This is a genomic window from Shewanella electrodiphila, from assembly GCF_023283985.1.
GTDB lineage: Bacteria > Pseudomonadota > Gammaproteobacteria > Enterobacterales > Shewanellaceae > Shewanella > Shewanella electrodiphila.
Genome location: NZ_JAKIKU010000010.1, coordinates 1 through 17,210, shown reverse-complemented (window position 1 = coordinate 17,210; position 17,210 = coordinate 1). Strand labels below are relative to the sequence as shown.

The 17,210-nt window shown below is 40.8% G+C and carries 8 protein-coding genes and 4 tRNA genes; 4 read left to right on the top strand and 8 right to left on the bottom strand.

Annotated features, from left to right (window positions below; translation table 11 throughout):
- Positions 1-110 precede the first annotated feature (110 nt).
- Entirely contained in the window at positions 111-2,759 is a 2,649-nt protein-coding gene (locus L2737_RS16575) for a sensor domain-containing phosphodiesterase (protein WP_248956454.1), read from the bottom strand.
- Positions 2,760-2,966: 207 nt separating this feature from the next.
- Here L2737_RS16575 and L2737_RS16570 point away from each other — a divergent pair.
- From L2737_RS16570 to L2737_RS16555, 4 genes are all read left to right on the top strand, one after another.
- Positions 2,967-3,043: transfer RNA gene (locus L2737_RS16570), tRNA-Arg, on the top strand.
- 35 nt (positions 3,044-3,078) lie between these two features.
- Positions 3,079-3,154 (top strand) — tRNA-His (locus L2737_RS16565).
- 30 nt (positions 3,155-3,184) lie between these two features.
- Positions 3,185-3,261 (top strand) — tRNA-Pro (locus L2737_RS16560).
- A gap of 162 nt (positions 3,262-3,423) precedes the next feature.
- A tRNA-Pro gene (locus L2737_RS16555) sits at positions 3,424-3,500 on the top strand.
- A 212-nt stretch (positions 3,501-3,712) separates the two neighbouring features.
- On the opposite strand, the gene L2737_RS16550 is transcribed toward L2737_RS16555, so the two are convergent.
- The 7 genes from L2737_RS16550 to L2737_RS22385 form a co-directional block, all read right to left on the bottom strand.
- A complete protein-coding gene (locus tag L2737_RS16550; RefSeq protein ID WP_229372634.1) occupies positions 3,713-5,635 on the bottom strand; it encodes a bifunctional diguanylate cyclase/phosphodiesterase in 1,923 nt (640 codons plus the stop codon).
- Between the two features lie 8 nt (positions 5,636-5,643).
- Positions 5,644-6,330, bottom strand: a complete 687-nt coding sequence (locus tag L2737_RS16545; protein WP_428848400.1) for a transglutaminase-like cysteine peptidase — start codon at positions 6,328-6,330, stop codon at positions 5,644-5,646.
- A gap of 50 nt (positions 6,331-6,380) precedes the next feature.
- Entirely contained in the window at positions 6,381-6,977 is a 597-nt protein-coding gene (locus tag L2737_RS16540) for an OmpA family protein (RefSeq protein ID WP_248956449.1), read from the bottom strand.
- The gene (locus L2737_RS16535; RefSeq protein WP_283108384.1) at positions 6,977-8,347 is read right to left on the bottom strand and encodes a TolC family outer membrane protein; all 1,371 of its coding nucleotides are present in this window, start codon (positions 8,345-8,347) and stop codon (positions 6,977-6,979) included. Before L2737_RS16535 ends, L2737_RS16540 begins: the two co-directional genes overlap by 1 nt.
- A 76-nt stretch (positions 8,348-8,423) precedes the next feature.
- On the bottom strand, positions 8,424-9,806 hold the full coding sequence (locus L2737_RS16530) for an HlyD family type I secretion periplasmic adaptor subunit (protein ID WP_102529544.1): 1,383 nt from the start codon (positions 9,804-9,806) through the stop codon (positions 8,424-8,426).
- Positions 9,806-11,980, bottom strand: coding sequence for a type I secretion system permease/ATPase (locus L2737_RS16525; protein ID WP_102529543.1), 2,175 nt, complete (start codon positions 11,978-11,980; stop codon positions 9,806-9,808). Before L2737_RS16525 ends, L2737_RS16530 begins: the two co-directional genes overlap by 1 nt.
- A gap of 89 nt (positions 11,981-12,069) precedes the next feature.
- Positions 12,070-17,210: Ig-like domain-containing protein (locus L2737_RS22385; RefSeq protein WP_283108383.1), on the bottom strand; the 5,141-nt coding region annotated here is incomplete at its 5' end.

The following is a 17,210-nucleotide window of genomic DNA, read 5'->3' as shown; positions in this document are numbered from 1 at the left end:
CTCTTCAATACTCGCCTTATGGGTTATGGGTTATGGGTTATGGGCTATAGGTTGTGCTATTGGTCAAGAATGAGTCTTGGCTCAATCAGCTTAGCAAGCAACGCAATGCATTAAGCTTGGGTTAACTCAGCGATATCGACCTCTTCGGTATGTTGAGTTAACACTAAGTTTACCAGTGAAAATACCTGTCCTTGACCTTGAATGTAACCTAACTCTTCTAATATCTGCTTTTGCTTTTGAGTGTCTACACCTTCTGCAAAAATCTTAAAGCCCAATGTTGTTGCAATCAGCTGGTAGGCTTTTGCTAGCTGCAATTGCTTATCATTGACTAAGTGTTGGCTGATATCGGCATCGAGTTTTAGGGCTTTAATTGGTAAGAAGCTCAAACTACTTAATGAGCTATATCCGGTGCCGTAGCCATTAATGCCAATATTGATACCAAGTTCTGATAGTGATTCGAAGGCGCTAATATGGTTGGTGCTGTCTTGAACAAAGGCTTTCTCGTTAAAAAACACCCACAGTTTAGATGCACAAATTTTGCTGCGCTTGATGGTATTCCGTAAGCTACGCAGTCCATATTTATGCTTAATATGCTGACTTGAAAGCGGCATATGTATCTGTATTTTGTCACCTAGACCATTGGCGAGAGCCTGATAATGTTCATCGATATACTTAAAAATATAATCATCTAACATCGTCATGGTTTGAGTTTGGTTAGCAAGTGAAGTGAGTTGCTCGTTATCGATTAAGCCTTGAGAAGGATGCTGCCAATAACTAATAGGCTCATAAGCTATGATCTCTTTGTCATCAAAAGACACCACAGGGGTTAATTCAACCACAATGTCATTTTGTTCTATGGCATTTAAAAAATCTTGCTCTAATTCAATGCGTTGATTGAAATGATATTCAGTTTGTCTATCAAATATCACGTAACAACCTTTGCCTTTTGATTTTGCTTGATACATTGCCGTATCTGCATTTCTTAAGATAGATTCGCTAGTATCTGATGAAGCCACACAACTGAATGCAACCCCAATACTGGCACCTGAAATCACTTGCTGCTGCGCTAAAGTGTATGGTTCTGAAATGGTCTCTAATATTCGCTCGCAGACATCTTCAGCATCTTTATGCTGGTGAATTGAATCTAATAGAATGACAAATTCATCGCCACCGAGGCGCGCTAAGGTATCGTTTTCGCGAATACATAACTTAAGGCGCGTAGAGGTTTCGATTAAGAACCTGTCGCCTTCTAAATGGCCTAGAGTGTCATTGATTTGCTTAAACCCATCTAAATCAATAAAGAGTAAGGCAAACTGTTCTTTTGGGTGCCGGCGAATATGTTTGATGGCTTGAGTTAATCGTTCCATAAAGAAGCTACGATTAGGTAAACCAGTTAAGTTATCGTGTTTAGCATCGTATACCAGTTGCGCTTCCATTTTTTTTCGCTGCATGATTTGACGTTGTAAATTGTCATTCATTTCAGCGATGGCCTTGGTGCGTTTTTCTACTTTATCTTCTAATAATTCATGGCTACGTTTTAATTGTTCAACAGCAAATTTACGTTCAATGGCATTGGCAATATGTTGAGAGACAAATGTCAGCAGTTCTAAATCTCTTGCAGCATAAGAGTTCTGATCTGTCAGGCTATAAATAGTTAAGCCGCCAGCAACCTCGCCATGGATAAATAATGGAATACCAATCCATTGTTTCATGGTTTGAGTATGGTTTAGCGCTGGATTGGTGCCATAGATCTCACCCGCATGGACCATGTCTTGAATATCTTGCTGGCTAAGAAGTTTGGGTTGTTTGTGTTTTAAAATAAATTCGGTTAAACCATCTTGCATCGCCCTAGGCTTTGGCGGCTCACTACTCATTTGCGAGACATAAAAAGGAAAAGACAAGGTTTGTGAGGCTTTATGCACGAGTGAGATAAAGCAGTTCTCTGCCGGAAGTAATTGGCTAATGACTTGATGGATTTTGGGGTAAAAGTCAGCTTCACTGACATCTGATGCTGAAAGATCGGCTATTTGGAATAACGACTTTTGTAACTTTTCTGCTTTCATTCTTTCTTGAACTTCAAGCTTCACTTTATCGTATGCTTTGCTCAGTTCTTTGGTGCGCTGAACAATGGCGATTTCAAGCTCTTCGTTATGGCGCAAGCGTTCCATCACCCCAGAAATATGGTGACAAATAAATCCCATCAATTCGAGCTCAAGTTCGCCGTAACTAATATCGTTACTGTAACTTTGAACTACGAGTACACCTGAGACAATATTATTATGTTTGATTGGTACCCCAAGCCACTGCAAACAAGCAGAGCCGAGGTCATCAATGAAACCTTGTGACACCAGCTGATCAAATCGCTGGGCATCACAAAAGAGTGGCTCACCTGTTTTTAAGACATAACCGGTGATCCCACGCTCTAATAAAGAAGATAATTCTTCGTCAGGATACAGTTCAGAAGGGTGGGAGTCTTTTTCATCGGCAAAAAAAGGTAAAGTGATGTTACCTGTTTCACGATCTATTGAAGCAATAAAAAAATTATCAGCAGGAATTAAACTTTGCAGATGATTGTGGACACCTTGATAAAAAGCATCAAGTGAAACCACATGGGTCGCAATGTTAGAAATCTCTAATAAGGCATTTTGAATGATTTCAGCGCGTTTATACTTTGTTGCTAAGCGCCTAAGCCTCGATACCCTTCTTTGAAGGTGCTCGATATTTTTACAACTATTAGAAGGGAGTCTTCCCTTTTCCATGATGCTCCCTCAATCCTTTTGAGAAATATAACCATCTTTGAGTATATGAAAGTTCCTCGATAAAGGGAACTATCAAGAGTTTAAAATGAAAAATGCTTAAAAACATCACAATTTACTCAAAACTTGAGCAAACGAACAAAAAAGTTATAAACAAAGGTGGACGTGAAGGTGATTTATCCCTATTATGTGCGTCGCTAACCAAGGCGAGCGCCCATAGCTCAGCTGGATAGAGCGTACCCCTCCGGAGGGTAAGGCCGAAGGTTCGAATCCTTCTGGGCGCACCATTCGGTAACGTTCGTTAGCAAGATTGAAATCAGTGGTGATTGTAGCTCAGTTGGTAGAGCCCCGGATTGTGATTCCGGTTGTCGTGGGTTCGAGCCCCATCAGTCACCCCATTCAATCTACATTCTATTTATAGAATATCTCGGTGATTAGCGCAGCCCGGTAGCGCATCTCGTTTGGGACGAGAGGGTCAGAGGTTCGAATCCTCTATCACCGACCAAATTTTAGTAATCCAATTAGTGATTTATTTTGATCCTATCAAATTGGCCTACCGTATAAAAAGTTACATCCAGTGAATAACGTCATTTGATAACGTTTCACTCACTCTTTCAGAGTGGAGCAGAGGATTTCCTCTTAAGACTCAAATATCAGAGCAGATTTTCGGTGATTAGCGCAGCCCGGTAGCGCATCTCGTTTGGGACGAGAGGGTCAGAGGTTCGAATCCTCTATCACCGACCACATAAACAAAAAAGCCACTCAATGAGTGGCTTTTTTGTGTCTGAAATTTAATGTTTGTTGCTGGGTTTCTTAAGGTTAACTTGGTTTTATTTCATAGGATGAGCTGAAGTATTGCTTTGTCGCATGGGTTCTTCATCTATAAATTCTTTATCCATAAAAAACCACGCAATTGCGTGGTTTTCTTTTATTCTCTTGCTTTAAATTCTCTCGCGTTAAAATGTAATTGCGATAGGCGGCGCGATAAAGCCTTGGTAGGCATCTAGACGCATTGATGCAAAACGATCCAACTGCGTTTGTTGTTGAATACCGGTGACAATCACTTGGATGTCTAACCCCTTAGCGACATTGGCAAGGGCGCGACATAGTTCAGTATTGTGCTGATCGTCTTCCATGTAAGCGAAGGATTGATCGAGTTTCACATAACTTGGTCTTAAGCTTTGTAAATAGCTCATAGAACCAAATTGGCGACCGAAGTGGTCAATACCAAATTTAGCTCCATTATCTCTAATAATATTGCAGAGGCTTTCGCAGTTTTCTAAATCACTATAGACACTGGCTTCAGGTATTTCAAAGCATATCCGTTCCGGGAAGTGGCTATTTCGCAGGAGGTTTTGCAACCAAGAATGGAAATGAGGATCACTGATACTTTGGAAGGTTAGGTTAATGGCTAACGGTTCATAATTTCGCTCAAGCAATCGGTTTTCAATGACGGTTTCGATTAAACATTGATCTAATAAGGTGCCTAATGAAAGCAGCTCAACATAAGGCATAAATTGGCCTGCATGCTGAAGCTTATCGTTCACCTGAAGCTGGCAATATACTTCTCGTTGGCAAACTTCTTCATTTTCGGTAAGTAATACAGGCTGCCATCTAAACTGAAATTTCTTGTTCTGAATAGCATCAGTTAAATTATCACGCCATTGTTCACGGCTAAATAATTGATGTTCAGTGGTTTCAAACCAGTGGAAGACTTTATTGTCGGTAAGTGACTTTTGTAGTGCGTTATCTGCTTGAGCTAAAATGTCACTCACTGTCATATGACCACTTCGCTCAGCGACTCCTATCGCAAAACCTTCATTTGGTTTACAGCCTGCTTTAGAAATTTCCTTGTTTAAGGTTCTAAGTAAGGTTTGTAGATATTTAGTCAGTTGATCGTGTTCAACATCTGAGATTAAGAATGCAAATTCATACGCTGCAATTCTGGCAATCACTGAAGGGGCGACTTCATCCAAATAATGCTCGAGTTTTTGTGACAGTAGTTTGATTGTTTCATCACGAACTTGATAGCCGTACTTGCTGTGTACTTCTTCTAACCAGTCAAATTTAGCGAGGAAAATAGCGCCACTGCTAGGCTCTGCTAACCAACCATTGATTCGACTGACCATATATTGTCGATTAGGAAGGCCAGAGACTTGATCTACGAGGTTTTTCTTACGTAATGCCGATACTTCTTCATCTAATGAATTAAACACCTGCTTAAGTTGAGCTGACATGCTGTTAAATGCGCTAACAAGTTCTTTTAACTCTTTGGTTTTAGGCGCTGGCATGTCAGGGCCAAATTGACGATTAGCAATTTGTTGAGCATGTTTAGACAGTGAATTGAGTGGTTTTAATATATAACTCAGGCCAAAACGCGCACACACTATGGCGAGTAAAAAAAGAATTGAAAATATAATGATGGTATTTGAAATAATGCGCCAAAGTTCATGGTAGCCAAACCCTGGGTGAGCGGTTATTTCAATTTTAGCCAGTTGTAACCAGCCTGAAGTGATAACACTTTCTTTAGTGATAGTGTTAAATAGGTTTAAATCGATGAACCATTGAGGCACACCTTCAATTCGAATGGCATTGTTCCATGCTTGTTGCTTACCATCGACGAGCCATGTGAGTTTAATTTGCTGGTAGTAACCCCCCTCAAATATCACGTTGACTAAAGTTTCAGCTGCGACATCATCACCATTCTCTAGAGCGGGAACTAGCATAATGCCTAGCGAGTGACTGGCATTGTTTAAGTCTGATTCCATTTGCTTGATGAGAAAACTTTGAGTTTCAGTAAACTGTACATAACCTAAGCTGGTTACGACGAGTAAAAATAAACCAAAAAGCAACGCATAGATTTGACGAAAAAGGGTCATCTTGGCCACTACTCCATTTTTTGCTTGGGTTGACGCAATCTGTCGATACCCAACCTAAGTTGTAAATCATTCCATTTTTCAAGACGTGAGGAGGAACCCGCGAGTACACCTCTGCCTTTCTCTTTATTGAGCCATAACTGTTTACCATTAAAACTATAAACAGGTAATAAATCGCTTCTTTTAGTTGCAGGCTTAATCACTGGATCAAGGTTATCCAATACTAAAGGCACAGAACCTGGTGTTTCATAGTATGCCAACACCATATGATACTGATTAACTGAGGTCGCTTTAACCATTGTTATCCTGAGCTTTTCTTCAGGAATGCCCACTTGTAATAGGGTGAAGTACTTTGCGATAGAAAAATCTTCGCAATCGCCAGCGCTAACGCCGATAAACTCCATTGGTGAAGCCCAGTAATTAGACTCTCCCCAAAGTACGCTATCATCGACAAACTTAAATAAATTAAAAAAGCCGTTCACTTTTTCAAGCTTGGTAATATCATCAAGTTGTTGAGCATCATTAACGATTTTAAACCAAGCTTTAGCTCGTTTACCTGCGCGTTCACCATATTGATTCGATAAGGCGCTAATGGTTTTTTGAGCATCAATTTGTGCAGGGGCTGCTGCAAAAAGACCTGATACGATAAATACCGATGCCAACAAAGGGTACCGGTAGATATGTTTTACTCCGACCAGGAATTTCCGACCCTTACCCTGCAAAAATGAGCTCCTTTTAGTGACAGGTTTTATTGATCAACGCTATAAATATGCCACTTGATATCGGTTTTTGTATCATCAGCTGTCACTTCTGCCATGACTCTTCTATTGGCTTCATTAGCCTCAGGGGTTTCACTGGGAACAATAGGTTTATCATAGCTGTAACCAGTGGCACTTAGGCGTGAAGCTTCAATTCCAAAGGTTTCTGTAAGCACACTAACCACATTGTCAGCCCGAGCTTGTGATAATGCTAAGTTATGCTCATAGGATCCAGTTTTACTGCAATGTCCCTCTATAGCGACGATGCTATTGGGGTACATTTTCATCAGTTGTGCTACTTTTTCTATCTGCTGATAGTAGCGTGGATTAATATCAGCAGAGTCATTATCAAATAGAATTTGCAGTTCTTGTCGTTCGTTAATATCACTGACAGTAGGACAGCCATAATTATCTATGTCAGCACCGATGACGGTTTCTACACAGCGTTCTCTTGCCATGATAACGCCATCACTGTCATTGTCATTAAGATCAAACTCTTGCTGAGTTTGTGTGTCCATTGAAACGATATCGCGCATCGAGCAACCAAAAGTCAGTGATATTGTGAGCAGTAAAAGTACATATTTCATTATTTTACTCCCCCTTCATATTCACGTTCCCCTTGCCAAATATCCGGGCGAGTAACTCTTAATGAATCAAGTAATCTCCCTGTAGCATTCAATAAACGGTATTTAGCAATGGTTTCATCGAATTCAGTTTGTAAGTAGTCTTTACGGGCTTGAAACAACTCATTTTCAGTATCAAGCAGATCTAATAAGCTGCGTTGACCTAAGTTAAACTGCTGCGCGTAAGCGACTTGGGTATCTTTTGAAGCGATAACATGGTCTCGAATATATTGCTTTTGGGGTGCAAGCATCTCATAAGCATTCCAAGACAAATGCACACCTTCGACAACTTGGCGATGTGCACGCTGGCGGATTTCTTTTGCTTCGTTAATTTTGTAAGCGGCTTCCTTTTCTCGAGCTAAATCTTTACCGCCCGAAAATAAGTTGTACTTAACTCTAACCATACCGACAAGGTCATTACTGTAACCATTGACGTAAGGATCTAATGTAGTGCCAGTACCATAACCATCCTCACCATCGACATCGTTATTCCAATTACCATTTAGCTCTAATGAGAATTTAGGGTAATAGTTAGATTGTGCCGAACTACGCTCTCTATCTGCTGCTTTAATATCGCTACTAGCAGATTTAAGAATAGGGTGATTATCTTGTGCCATAACAACACTTTCTGCGACATTCTGCGGCAGTAAGTCCATATCAGGTACTGGAGTCACTAAATTGTCAGGTGTTGTTTCTACAATGCGAATATACTGAGCTTTAGCATCAGATAAGTTATTTCTAGCTGCTATTACATTGGCATTGGCTCGCGCTAAACGACCTGAGATCTGAGATAAGTCTGCAATTGAACCAAGACCAGAGTCAGTGCGTTCTTTAATTTGCGCATAAATATCTTGATGACTTTTCAGATTTTTTTCAGACAGAACTAATAGTTGTTCTGCTTTTATGAAGTTCATATAAACTTTGCTGACTTCAAGTGCAATATCTTCTGCAGCAGCGAATAAAGCCCACTGCTCTGAGCTTGCTTCGAATGAGTAGCGATCGACTTCACTACTGGTATAGAAACCATCAAACAGCATTTGTTTGATACTAAAACCAGCTTCTCCTCGTTCAAGCTCCATGACGCCTTCATCTAGGTTTTCATTACCTGGTTGTCTTTTACGACGCGTTGAAGGACTATCAGTTTGTTCCCATCCATAGGCCCCTGTTAAATCTACAGTTGGCATATAACCAGCAATGGCTTGATTGACTTGCTCTTCGCGAGCTTTGAAGCGATTAAACGCTATTCTAAGCTCTGGATTGGTATCCAAAGTATGTGCAACAGCCTGCTCTAACGACTGAGCGTTAAGCATGGGTGCGACAAATATTGCTGACATTGCCAATGCTATTATGTTTAAGCTTTTGCATTGGTTAATGTTGATTCTCATGTAAAAAACCCTCCCGGCTTTTTGGCTAATTCTCTCTAAGTGCTGTCTCTTTTGCCCGTAAAATCGGGTTCAATATATACTCAAGGATAGTTCTTTTCCCGGTGATGACATCTACTGACGTGAGCATTCCCGGAATAATTGGCATCTTTGTGCCATCATTTTTTATTAAATTTGACTCAGCAGTTCTTACTCTAATTGTGTAAAAACTGTTGCCTTCTTCATCTTGACTGGTATCGGCACTGATATGTTCAACTGTGCCCTTTAGGCCGCCATAACGCGTGAAATCATAAGCAGTTACTTTAACTATAGCGGGCAGGCCAGGGTGCAAAAATGCGATATCCTGTGGGGTGATTTTAGTTTCAATTAGCAATTTATCTTCTGAAGGAACAATTTCAATGATTTCTTCACCTGGCTGGACGACTCCGCCTAAGGTATTCATATGTAGAGTTTTTATCGTACCGTTTACTGGTGATGTTATTATCGATTTACTAATTTTATCGAATGCACCGATTTGAGCTTGGTTCATACGTGATAATTTTGTTTGCATCTCATTAAGTTGAGCGCGTAAATCTGCCGCATAAACAAATACGGCTTCACGGCGCTTGAGGATCGCTTCATCCATGGTCGCTTTTAATTTAGGTCGCAGTAATCGTAACGTCTTTAGCTCGCCTTGAATGTCGTTTACCGTGCGTTCTAATTTTAATAGTTCGACTTCAGGTACAATACCTTTTTGCGCTAATGGCTTGGTCAATTCGAGTTCACGTGAAATCAGTTGGTAGCTTTTAGTTAGTGTCGTAATTTTTGATGACAGCTCTTCTGTTTCTTGTTGTCGCTGTTGTATTTGTCGCACTAATATTTCTAATTGGTTACTGAGGTTGTCTAAACGGCCTGAGTATTCTGCTTGTTGGTTCTTGACTAAGTTAGGTTCACCTTCGATGATTTCATCAGGGAAAATCAAAGGTTGTTTGGTTATTTTTACCTGCTCACGCCAGTTTGAAGTCATATCTGAAATCACGATACTGTCTAATTCAGATCGCAAGCGTATGACATTGGTTTGTAGGCTATAGACTTCTTGTTCTTGTTGAGCAAAATCAGAACGAAAGCGAATATCATCAATTTTAACTAAAGGCTGACCTTTAGTGACAATCATGCCTTCTTGTATATAAATTTCTTGGAGTACACCGCCATCTAAACTATCAATAAGTTGTACTTGAGAAGATGGGATGACTTTGCCCATGCCAGAGGTGACTTGATCAAGTTCAGAGAAATAAGCCCAGATGAAAAAACAGATCGTCATCGCAGTAAGAGACCAGATGATTAACCGATGGCCGCTAGGTGCATCGGTCATAATGGCGCCATAAACATCATCTACCATTTCTAAGTCATGGCTTGAGAGCTTGTTCGACATTAAGTTCGCCCTCCCGCCAATAACCCATTATTGATCTTTTCAAGGACACTATCTTTAGGTCCGTCAGCAACAACATGACCTTTATCCAAAACAATAATACGGTCAACTAAACGTAATAAGTGCATTTTATGGGTTATGAGTAATAGCGTTCTATCTTTACTTACATGCTCCATCGAGCGAATAAATTGTTTTTCAGCGCGAGCATCCAGGCTGGCAGTAGGCTCATCCATTAGTAATATAGGTGGATCATTTAGCGTTGCTCTGGCTAATGCGACCGTTTGTCGCTGCCCGCGGCTTAATGCTAAACCACCTTCACCCACTTGTTGATCCAATCCTTCAGCTTCAAGATTGGTGAACATACTCACACCTGATAACTGCACAGCTCTAATTAATTGGTGTTCAGTTACTTGGCGAGTACCAAAAAGAATATTATCTTTGATCGAGCCATGAAACAGAGTCACATCTTGTGGCAAGTAGCCAAAGTTCTTACGTAAATCACTAGGGTGTATTTGCCCAGTGTCTAAGCCGTCATAGCGAAGGCTACCTTGTGTTGGCTTGTATAAACTCACTAATAGCTTTGCTAAGGTACTTTTACCTGAACCATTTCTACCAATGATGGCAACTCGTTCACCTGGTTTAATGTGTATTGATAGTGGGTGCAGAACTGGCTTTTCAGCTTCAGGGAAACTAAAGGCGACGTTATCAGCATCAATTTTACCGTGTAGACGTTGTTTGCTGACTAAGTGGCCTTTATTCTCAAATTCTTCTTCTTGGTTCATCACTTCATCAAGTTGGCGAAGTGAGCTGGCTGTTTGGTTTCCGCGAGTAATGAGACCAGCAAGTTGCGCCATCGGCGATATTGCACGGCTAGAAAGCATTACCGCAGCGATAATCCCACCCATCGAAATTTCATTTTCTGCAACGCGATATACACCTAAAATCACCACGCAAACCACGGTGAACTGCACCACAAAATTCGCCACATTACTGACTGCATTTGAGAGCTTTTTCGACTTTAGTTGCCAGTTAGCGGTATGACCGATCATTTGTTGCCAACTCTTTTGAACTAACCCTTCAGCACCATTGGCTTTAATTGACTCTAGTGCGGTAAGGCTTTCAATGAGATGGCCATGTTTAAGGCTAGAAAAACGATTGCTTTCTTCGATGGCGGCTTTTAAGCGTGGTTGGATATAAAGGGTAAATCCGATGATGATGATGCCAGCAATAATAGGAATAATTGCTAAGTCACCCGCGACAATATAGATAATTGTGACGAATAAGAGCGCAAAAGGGAGGTCGACTAGTGTTGTGATAGTCGCAGACGTTAATATTTCTCGAATACTATCAAATTCACTCAGTTGTCGAGCCATGCCACCGACACTGGGCGAACGCTTAGATAATGGGATACCAATAGCTTTAGCAAAGAGTTTCGATGAGACGATTATATCGACTTTCTTGCCTGCAACATCAATTAGATAGCTACGTAATTGACGCAAAATTAGGTCGAATAAATAGGCAATACTTGCACCAATAGCTAAAACCCATAGCGATTCAAAGGCTAAATTAGGTACAACTTTATCATAGACATTCATGATAAATAGCGGTGAAACCAATGCAAATAAATTGACCAATACAGAAGCAATTAAAGCATCGCGATAAATAGGTGCTGAATCTTTAATACTTTGCAGTAACCAATGAGTTTTATTGTCATGGATATGTACATCAAAACTATTATCACCGCGAAATTCTTGCTTCACTAAAAATAGGTAGCCAACATAGAGCGTTTCTAACTCTTCTATTGTTAACGATTCTTGTCCACCCGTTTCAGGTAACTGAATAACCGCTTTATCGGCATCAATATCAATGCTGCGTAAAATACAGGCTTTTTTATCCTTTAATAACAGAATGCATGGCATCAAGATATTAGAGATTTGATTTAGATCTTTGCGGGTTAATTTTGCTGACAAACCGCCTCGAGCTGCAGCTTGTGGCAGCAACTCTGGTGTGATGACGGAACTGGTCAATGGTAAGCCTGCCGCAAGTGAATCACTTGAGCATGGAGAACCAAAATGTTCTGTCATTAAGACTAAACAATCAAGTAATGGATCCACAGTGGTACGTTGAGACGCTGAAATCGTCCACTGTTCTTGATTGTTTGATGCAGTTGCTGGCACCTAATATAGATCCTTCATATTTATAATTATTAACAATCTCTTTGATTGACGCTTACATATTACTACGTAGCGTCAACAAAGTGTTGTATTTAAGGAATAATATTACCATCTGGGGTGTTATCTAACGGGTCAAAAGCTGAACTCTGGGCTGAGACGGCTGGTTCGGTGTCGACAATGAGCGCACCATCATCAAGCAGACCGTTAATTATTACGCCGTCATCGGTTGTGGAATAATTATTAGCATCAGATAAATCAACCCCATTCAATACAATGACTTGATCCACAACATTATCGTTGTCTGCATCTATTGAAATAGTGGTATTACCGTCTGCAAATGAAAGACTTAAGAAATCAGAGAGGTTATCGGTATTTTCACCTTGCAATAAATCACTCAAATCTAACGTATCAGAATTGATATCAAAGCCTTCTATAACGTCATTACCCATTTCACTTGCTAACCAGGTATAGGTATCGTTACCGTCGCCACCGATGAGTAAATCATCTCCTAAACCACCGATTAATAGGTCATCACCTTCACCGCCAATGAGTAAATCATTACCATCGCCAGCAATTAAGACGTCATCACCAGCACCGCCATCTAGAACACTGTCAGAAAAATAGACCTGACCTGAAGATCCACTTTGCCCATCATCAACATAGGTTGCAGTTTGGCTGCTTCCATCGCTTAGGGTTATGGTGAAGGTGACAAATTGTGCCGCTAAGTCGCTACCGACATCATTACCTAGACTATCTGTGTCAAAGGCAAACCAGAAAGAGTCTCCAGAGCTAAAGTCACCATCAGTAAAGTTCATGGTTAATACTGAATTGTCAGATGTCATCGCTGCAAAAATGTCACTTGCAGAATCTGTAATACCAACAGAGTCACTACCTACAGCTATTGTCGTGTCACTAATATCGAAGGTAGCATTGCCATCTGTCCCAGCTCGTAAATCAATTTGAATTTGAGTGACAGATAAGCCTGCTGCAAGCGCCGCAACTTCAAAGCCAAATTGGTTGGTCGCATTATAGGTGTTACCTGATTTTACTGTAGCATTAACAATTGCTTGCGTTCCACTCTGAGTAGACTTACCTATAATTATATCGTTTTCATGAGTACCAGTAAGCGTGGTAGATGTTTGGTAGTCAACAGTGACTTCAGCACTATCTGACGCACCATTACCTTCAAGGGTGTAGTTGAACGAATCACCATCATTAGCGTTATCAAGCGTTACAACGCCGTTAGCTAAAGTCGCGCCACCGTCAACAGAGGTAATCGCTGCTGAATCAGGTGTCGCATCACCGTGAGTTAAGTAAGCAGCATCAATATTGAGTGTTGAGCCATCAGCTTGATTAGTAATGATGTTATTAACGTTGGCATCAAGACCCGCATAGTAATCAAGTTCGATTATTAATGATAATGACCCAGTATCACCGTCATTATCAACAACTTGAACTTCTATCGTTTCCTGTTCGTTAATAATGTTCTTGTTAACTTCAATGAAATAGTTGTACTCACCCGTTTCAAAGTTAATGGTAAATGTTCCACCAAAGTCTGTCGTTAATATTTGCTCAGGATTTGCTGGGTCATAGGTATATGTCACACCGTCTATTATGACAGTATCAACACGGCCACCATCAGCACCAATTAATACACCAGTTGTACTATTGCCTGCAAGCAGCCCCAAATCACCTACAATCGTACTATTGTCGAAGTAGTTTAAAATGGTACTGGTAAGGTCATCTGCGTCGTCTACGACAATGGCGTATTCTTCATTCTCGTCAACTTCTGGGAAAGAAATCGGCAGTAAGGCATCTAAGACAGCATTTCCGATACCGATACCAAAAGAAATATCATAATTATCTTGAACGTAAGTTTGCCATTCACTTTGTAAATCTGCGTCTACTGATTGACCACCAGTTGGTACGCCATCAGAAATAAAGTAGACAAAATCTTGATCTGAGCCAGTGGGTATATCCCCGCTATTCATTACAGTATTAATTGCAGCTGCATAGTTAGTACCACCACCTGCGACTAAACTGTTTAAGTAATTAATCGCACCATCAATATCATCGAGTAACCAACCTGAATTAGCCGTACCACTTGAATATGTGATGATTTGTATATTTACGTTACCGGTTTTATCTACTTCATTAATCAGTGCAGTTAACGATTCTACGGCTGTTTCAAGGTAAGTTTTACCATTACCTGCATTGCCATCCATACTGCCAGACACATCGAGTACGAAGGTTAAATTGGTTGCTATAGGTGCTGATATCGTTTGTAGATTTTGAGTCACATCATTGGCAATTGGCATATCATCAACGATGGTTATATCAAGGTTAGCATTACTCGAATCACCACTGCTATTTTCGATAATATAGTTAAAGCTTTCGAGTAAATCAGTACTTGTGTTATTAGTGTTCGTGAGTTCGTACTGGTAGTCACCTGCACGTATACCAGCACCATCTTCGGTATAAACGGTTAACGTGCCATTGGCGGTATTAATAGTTATGATACCGTTAGTCGCACTTTGACCATCTATAGATGTGATTAAGGTTGAAGCACTAACTCCTGAGTCATTATCTAATAAGTTACCCGTAGCAATATGGGAATTACTGCCTTCCTCTGTGCCTTCAACCAGTCCAGCTTCTGACACAGTTTGACTGTCAGTGTCAGCTATAGGCGTTGAATCCTGGTTGACGGTTAATGTCGCTTCAGAAGTGTCTCCATCAATATCTTCAAGAATGTAGTTAAAGTCTTCTGAACTTAATACGCCATCTCCGACAGATGTCGCAGTTAAGCTGTTTAAGCCATAACTGCCATTGCCAGCGGTTAAGACAATATACTGGAATGCTGTATTACTAATAATGTTGATACTATTGTTAGTCGTGCTTCCTGTTGCCACCACGGTAGTACCATCCGCAGCATAGGCTGTCCAAGTCGCTACGTCAGAACCATTGACCCCATTCAATCCAATCGTCGCTTCAGTAAAGTTGTCGTCAGTACCTAAATCAATAATCATAGCTTCTGAGTTATTGATTACATTACCACCAACGCCCAAACGACTTCCATTGCTACCAATATTTGTACCAGGTGCGTCTAAATTGGTTAAATCTAGGCTGTTAACATCATTGATGCCACTTAATGAAATACCGTTACTATTGAGTAGGTCGTTGTAATCAAAACTTTCTGCAATAGTATCTGTTTGAGTCGACTCATAGGTATAACTGCCGTCCTGATTGACAATCAAAATACCCTTGTCGGTCACGATTGTAAGATTGCCATCAGCATCAAAATTGGAGTAGGTAGTATTATCAAATGACACGCTCTTAACCGTAGTAGCATCAGCTCCGATAGTATCGACGCCAGAACCATCAGTTCCAGCTCCTGTTATTACATTGCCATAAGCAGTTCCACCAAAACCAATACTATCTAGATCGTCTACAGCGGTTGGCGCAGTATCTGTTACATCAATAGTGATGGCTGTCCAGCTTGAATTGCCTGTACCATCAGTGACTTGATAGTAGAACGTATCAACGATTACATCACCGGTGTTATGAACTAAGCTAGGCGCTTGGTAGCTATAAGTGCCATCTGCATTGATGGTGATAGTGCCGCCTAATGCGGTTGTGAATGAGGCGCCACCCTCGTTTGCATCAATCATACTTGTATCTGATGCATCAGGAGCAAAACCACTGACGGTCAAAGTATCATTTTCAGCATCGTTATCATTGTTAATCAGATCGTCGGTTGTGAATGTTAAAAGCTCATTTTCAATTATGGCAAAATTGTCAGTAACAGGCTCTGGCGCATTATTGACACCAACAATATTTATAGTGACAGTAGCAGTATCTACAGCACCATATTGGTCTGTAATAGTGTAAGTGAAAGTATCTGTATCCAATTCACCTGCAGTTAAGGAGTCAAAAGCACCATTTACGTCATAAGTATAAGTACCGTTAGCATTAATTGTGACGATTGCGCCACTGGTTAATGTGACCGCTTGTCCTGGTGTGAATGTTGTTCCATTGATATGACTGATATTGAAACTATGACCTTGCGCATCGGTATCATTAGCTAATAAACCTTCAGCAATATCGGTAATAGTTAAAGTTTGATCTTCTTGAACCACAAATGCATCAACTAGCGCTGGACCTGTAACCGTGACGGAATCAAGATAATAATCAGAAGAGTCAGCCAATGGAGAACCACCATTTTCTTCACTGATTGTAGGCGCGGCTTCAAAAACTAACTGATCAAAGACTATGTTTCCGGTATTGATAGTAAAGGTACCGGTAGTGCCCTCTGTTGTTGTAAATGTCTCGGAGGCGACGAGTTGACCATTGTAATAAGCATACCAAGTACCTTGCTCGCCACTATTTTCGTCAGCAAACATTTTAGATACGGTAAATGTAGCTTCATTAACTAAGCCATTAAAGTCGATGACAATGGCTTCTGAAGTGCCAGTAGCAGAATCGTACTCAATTTGATCTGCAATTTGTCCTGAGGCTCTTGGAGAGCCATCAACACCAAGTTGATTTGTTCCTTCGTTGTAAGTTAGAACACCCGTAGTACCATCAGCATTTCTTGCGCTAATTACAAAGTCAGCCTCACCATCTGCGTTTACTGGGCTAATCCAATTGTTAGCTGAGTCTGCAGCAGTAGAGAATATAGTACCTACAACATCATCAACAGCATCAACAGTGTTGTCAGCAATAGTAAGTGATTCACTATCTCCTGAACCGAGATTTCCTGATAAATCGGTATAGGTATCATCATTAACAGTGATGCTCGCTGAACCACTGTAACCATCAGTTGGCGTAAATGTAGCAGTCCAAGTTTCACCGCCATCGTTACTCACAAGTCCACTTAATGTGCCTCCGCTAACAATGACATCGTCAGTTAGGTTAAAGTTTGTGACTTTTTCGCTAAATGTAAATGTAACGAGAGTGCTCTCGCCAAACTCTAAACTTGCGTCGGCAATAGTAATATCTAATGTCGGCGCAGTGGCATCCAGATTGTCGATGGCATCAGCTACAACGGTATTTCCATTCCTATCTTCTGCTGATGCATCAACGGTAATGTCACCATCCACCAGGCTTGAAATATCTACGCCATCAATGCTGTAATCGCCATTGGCATCAACAGTCACGCCCGTCACCTCAAGGGTGTTGCCGGCGCTATCGGTAAGAATAAGGGTGACAATGCTATCTTCTGCCACATCGGTGG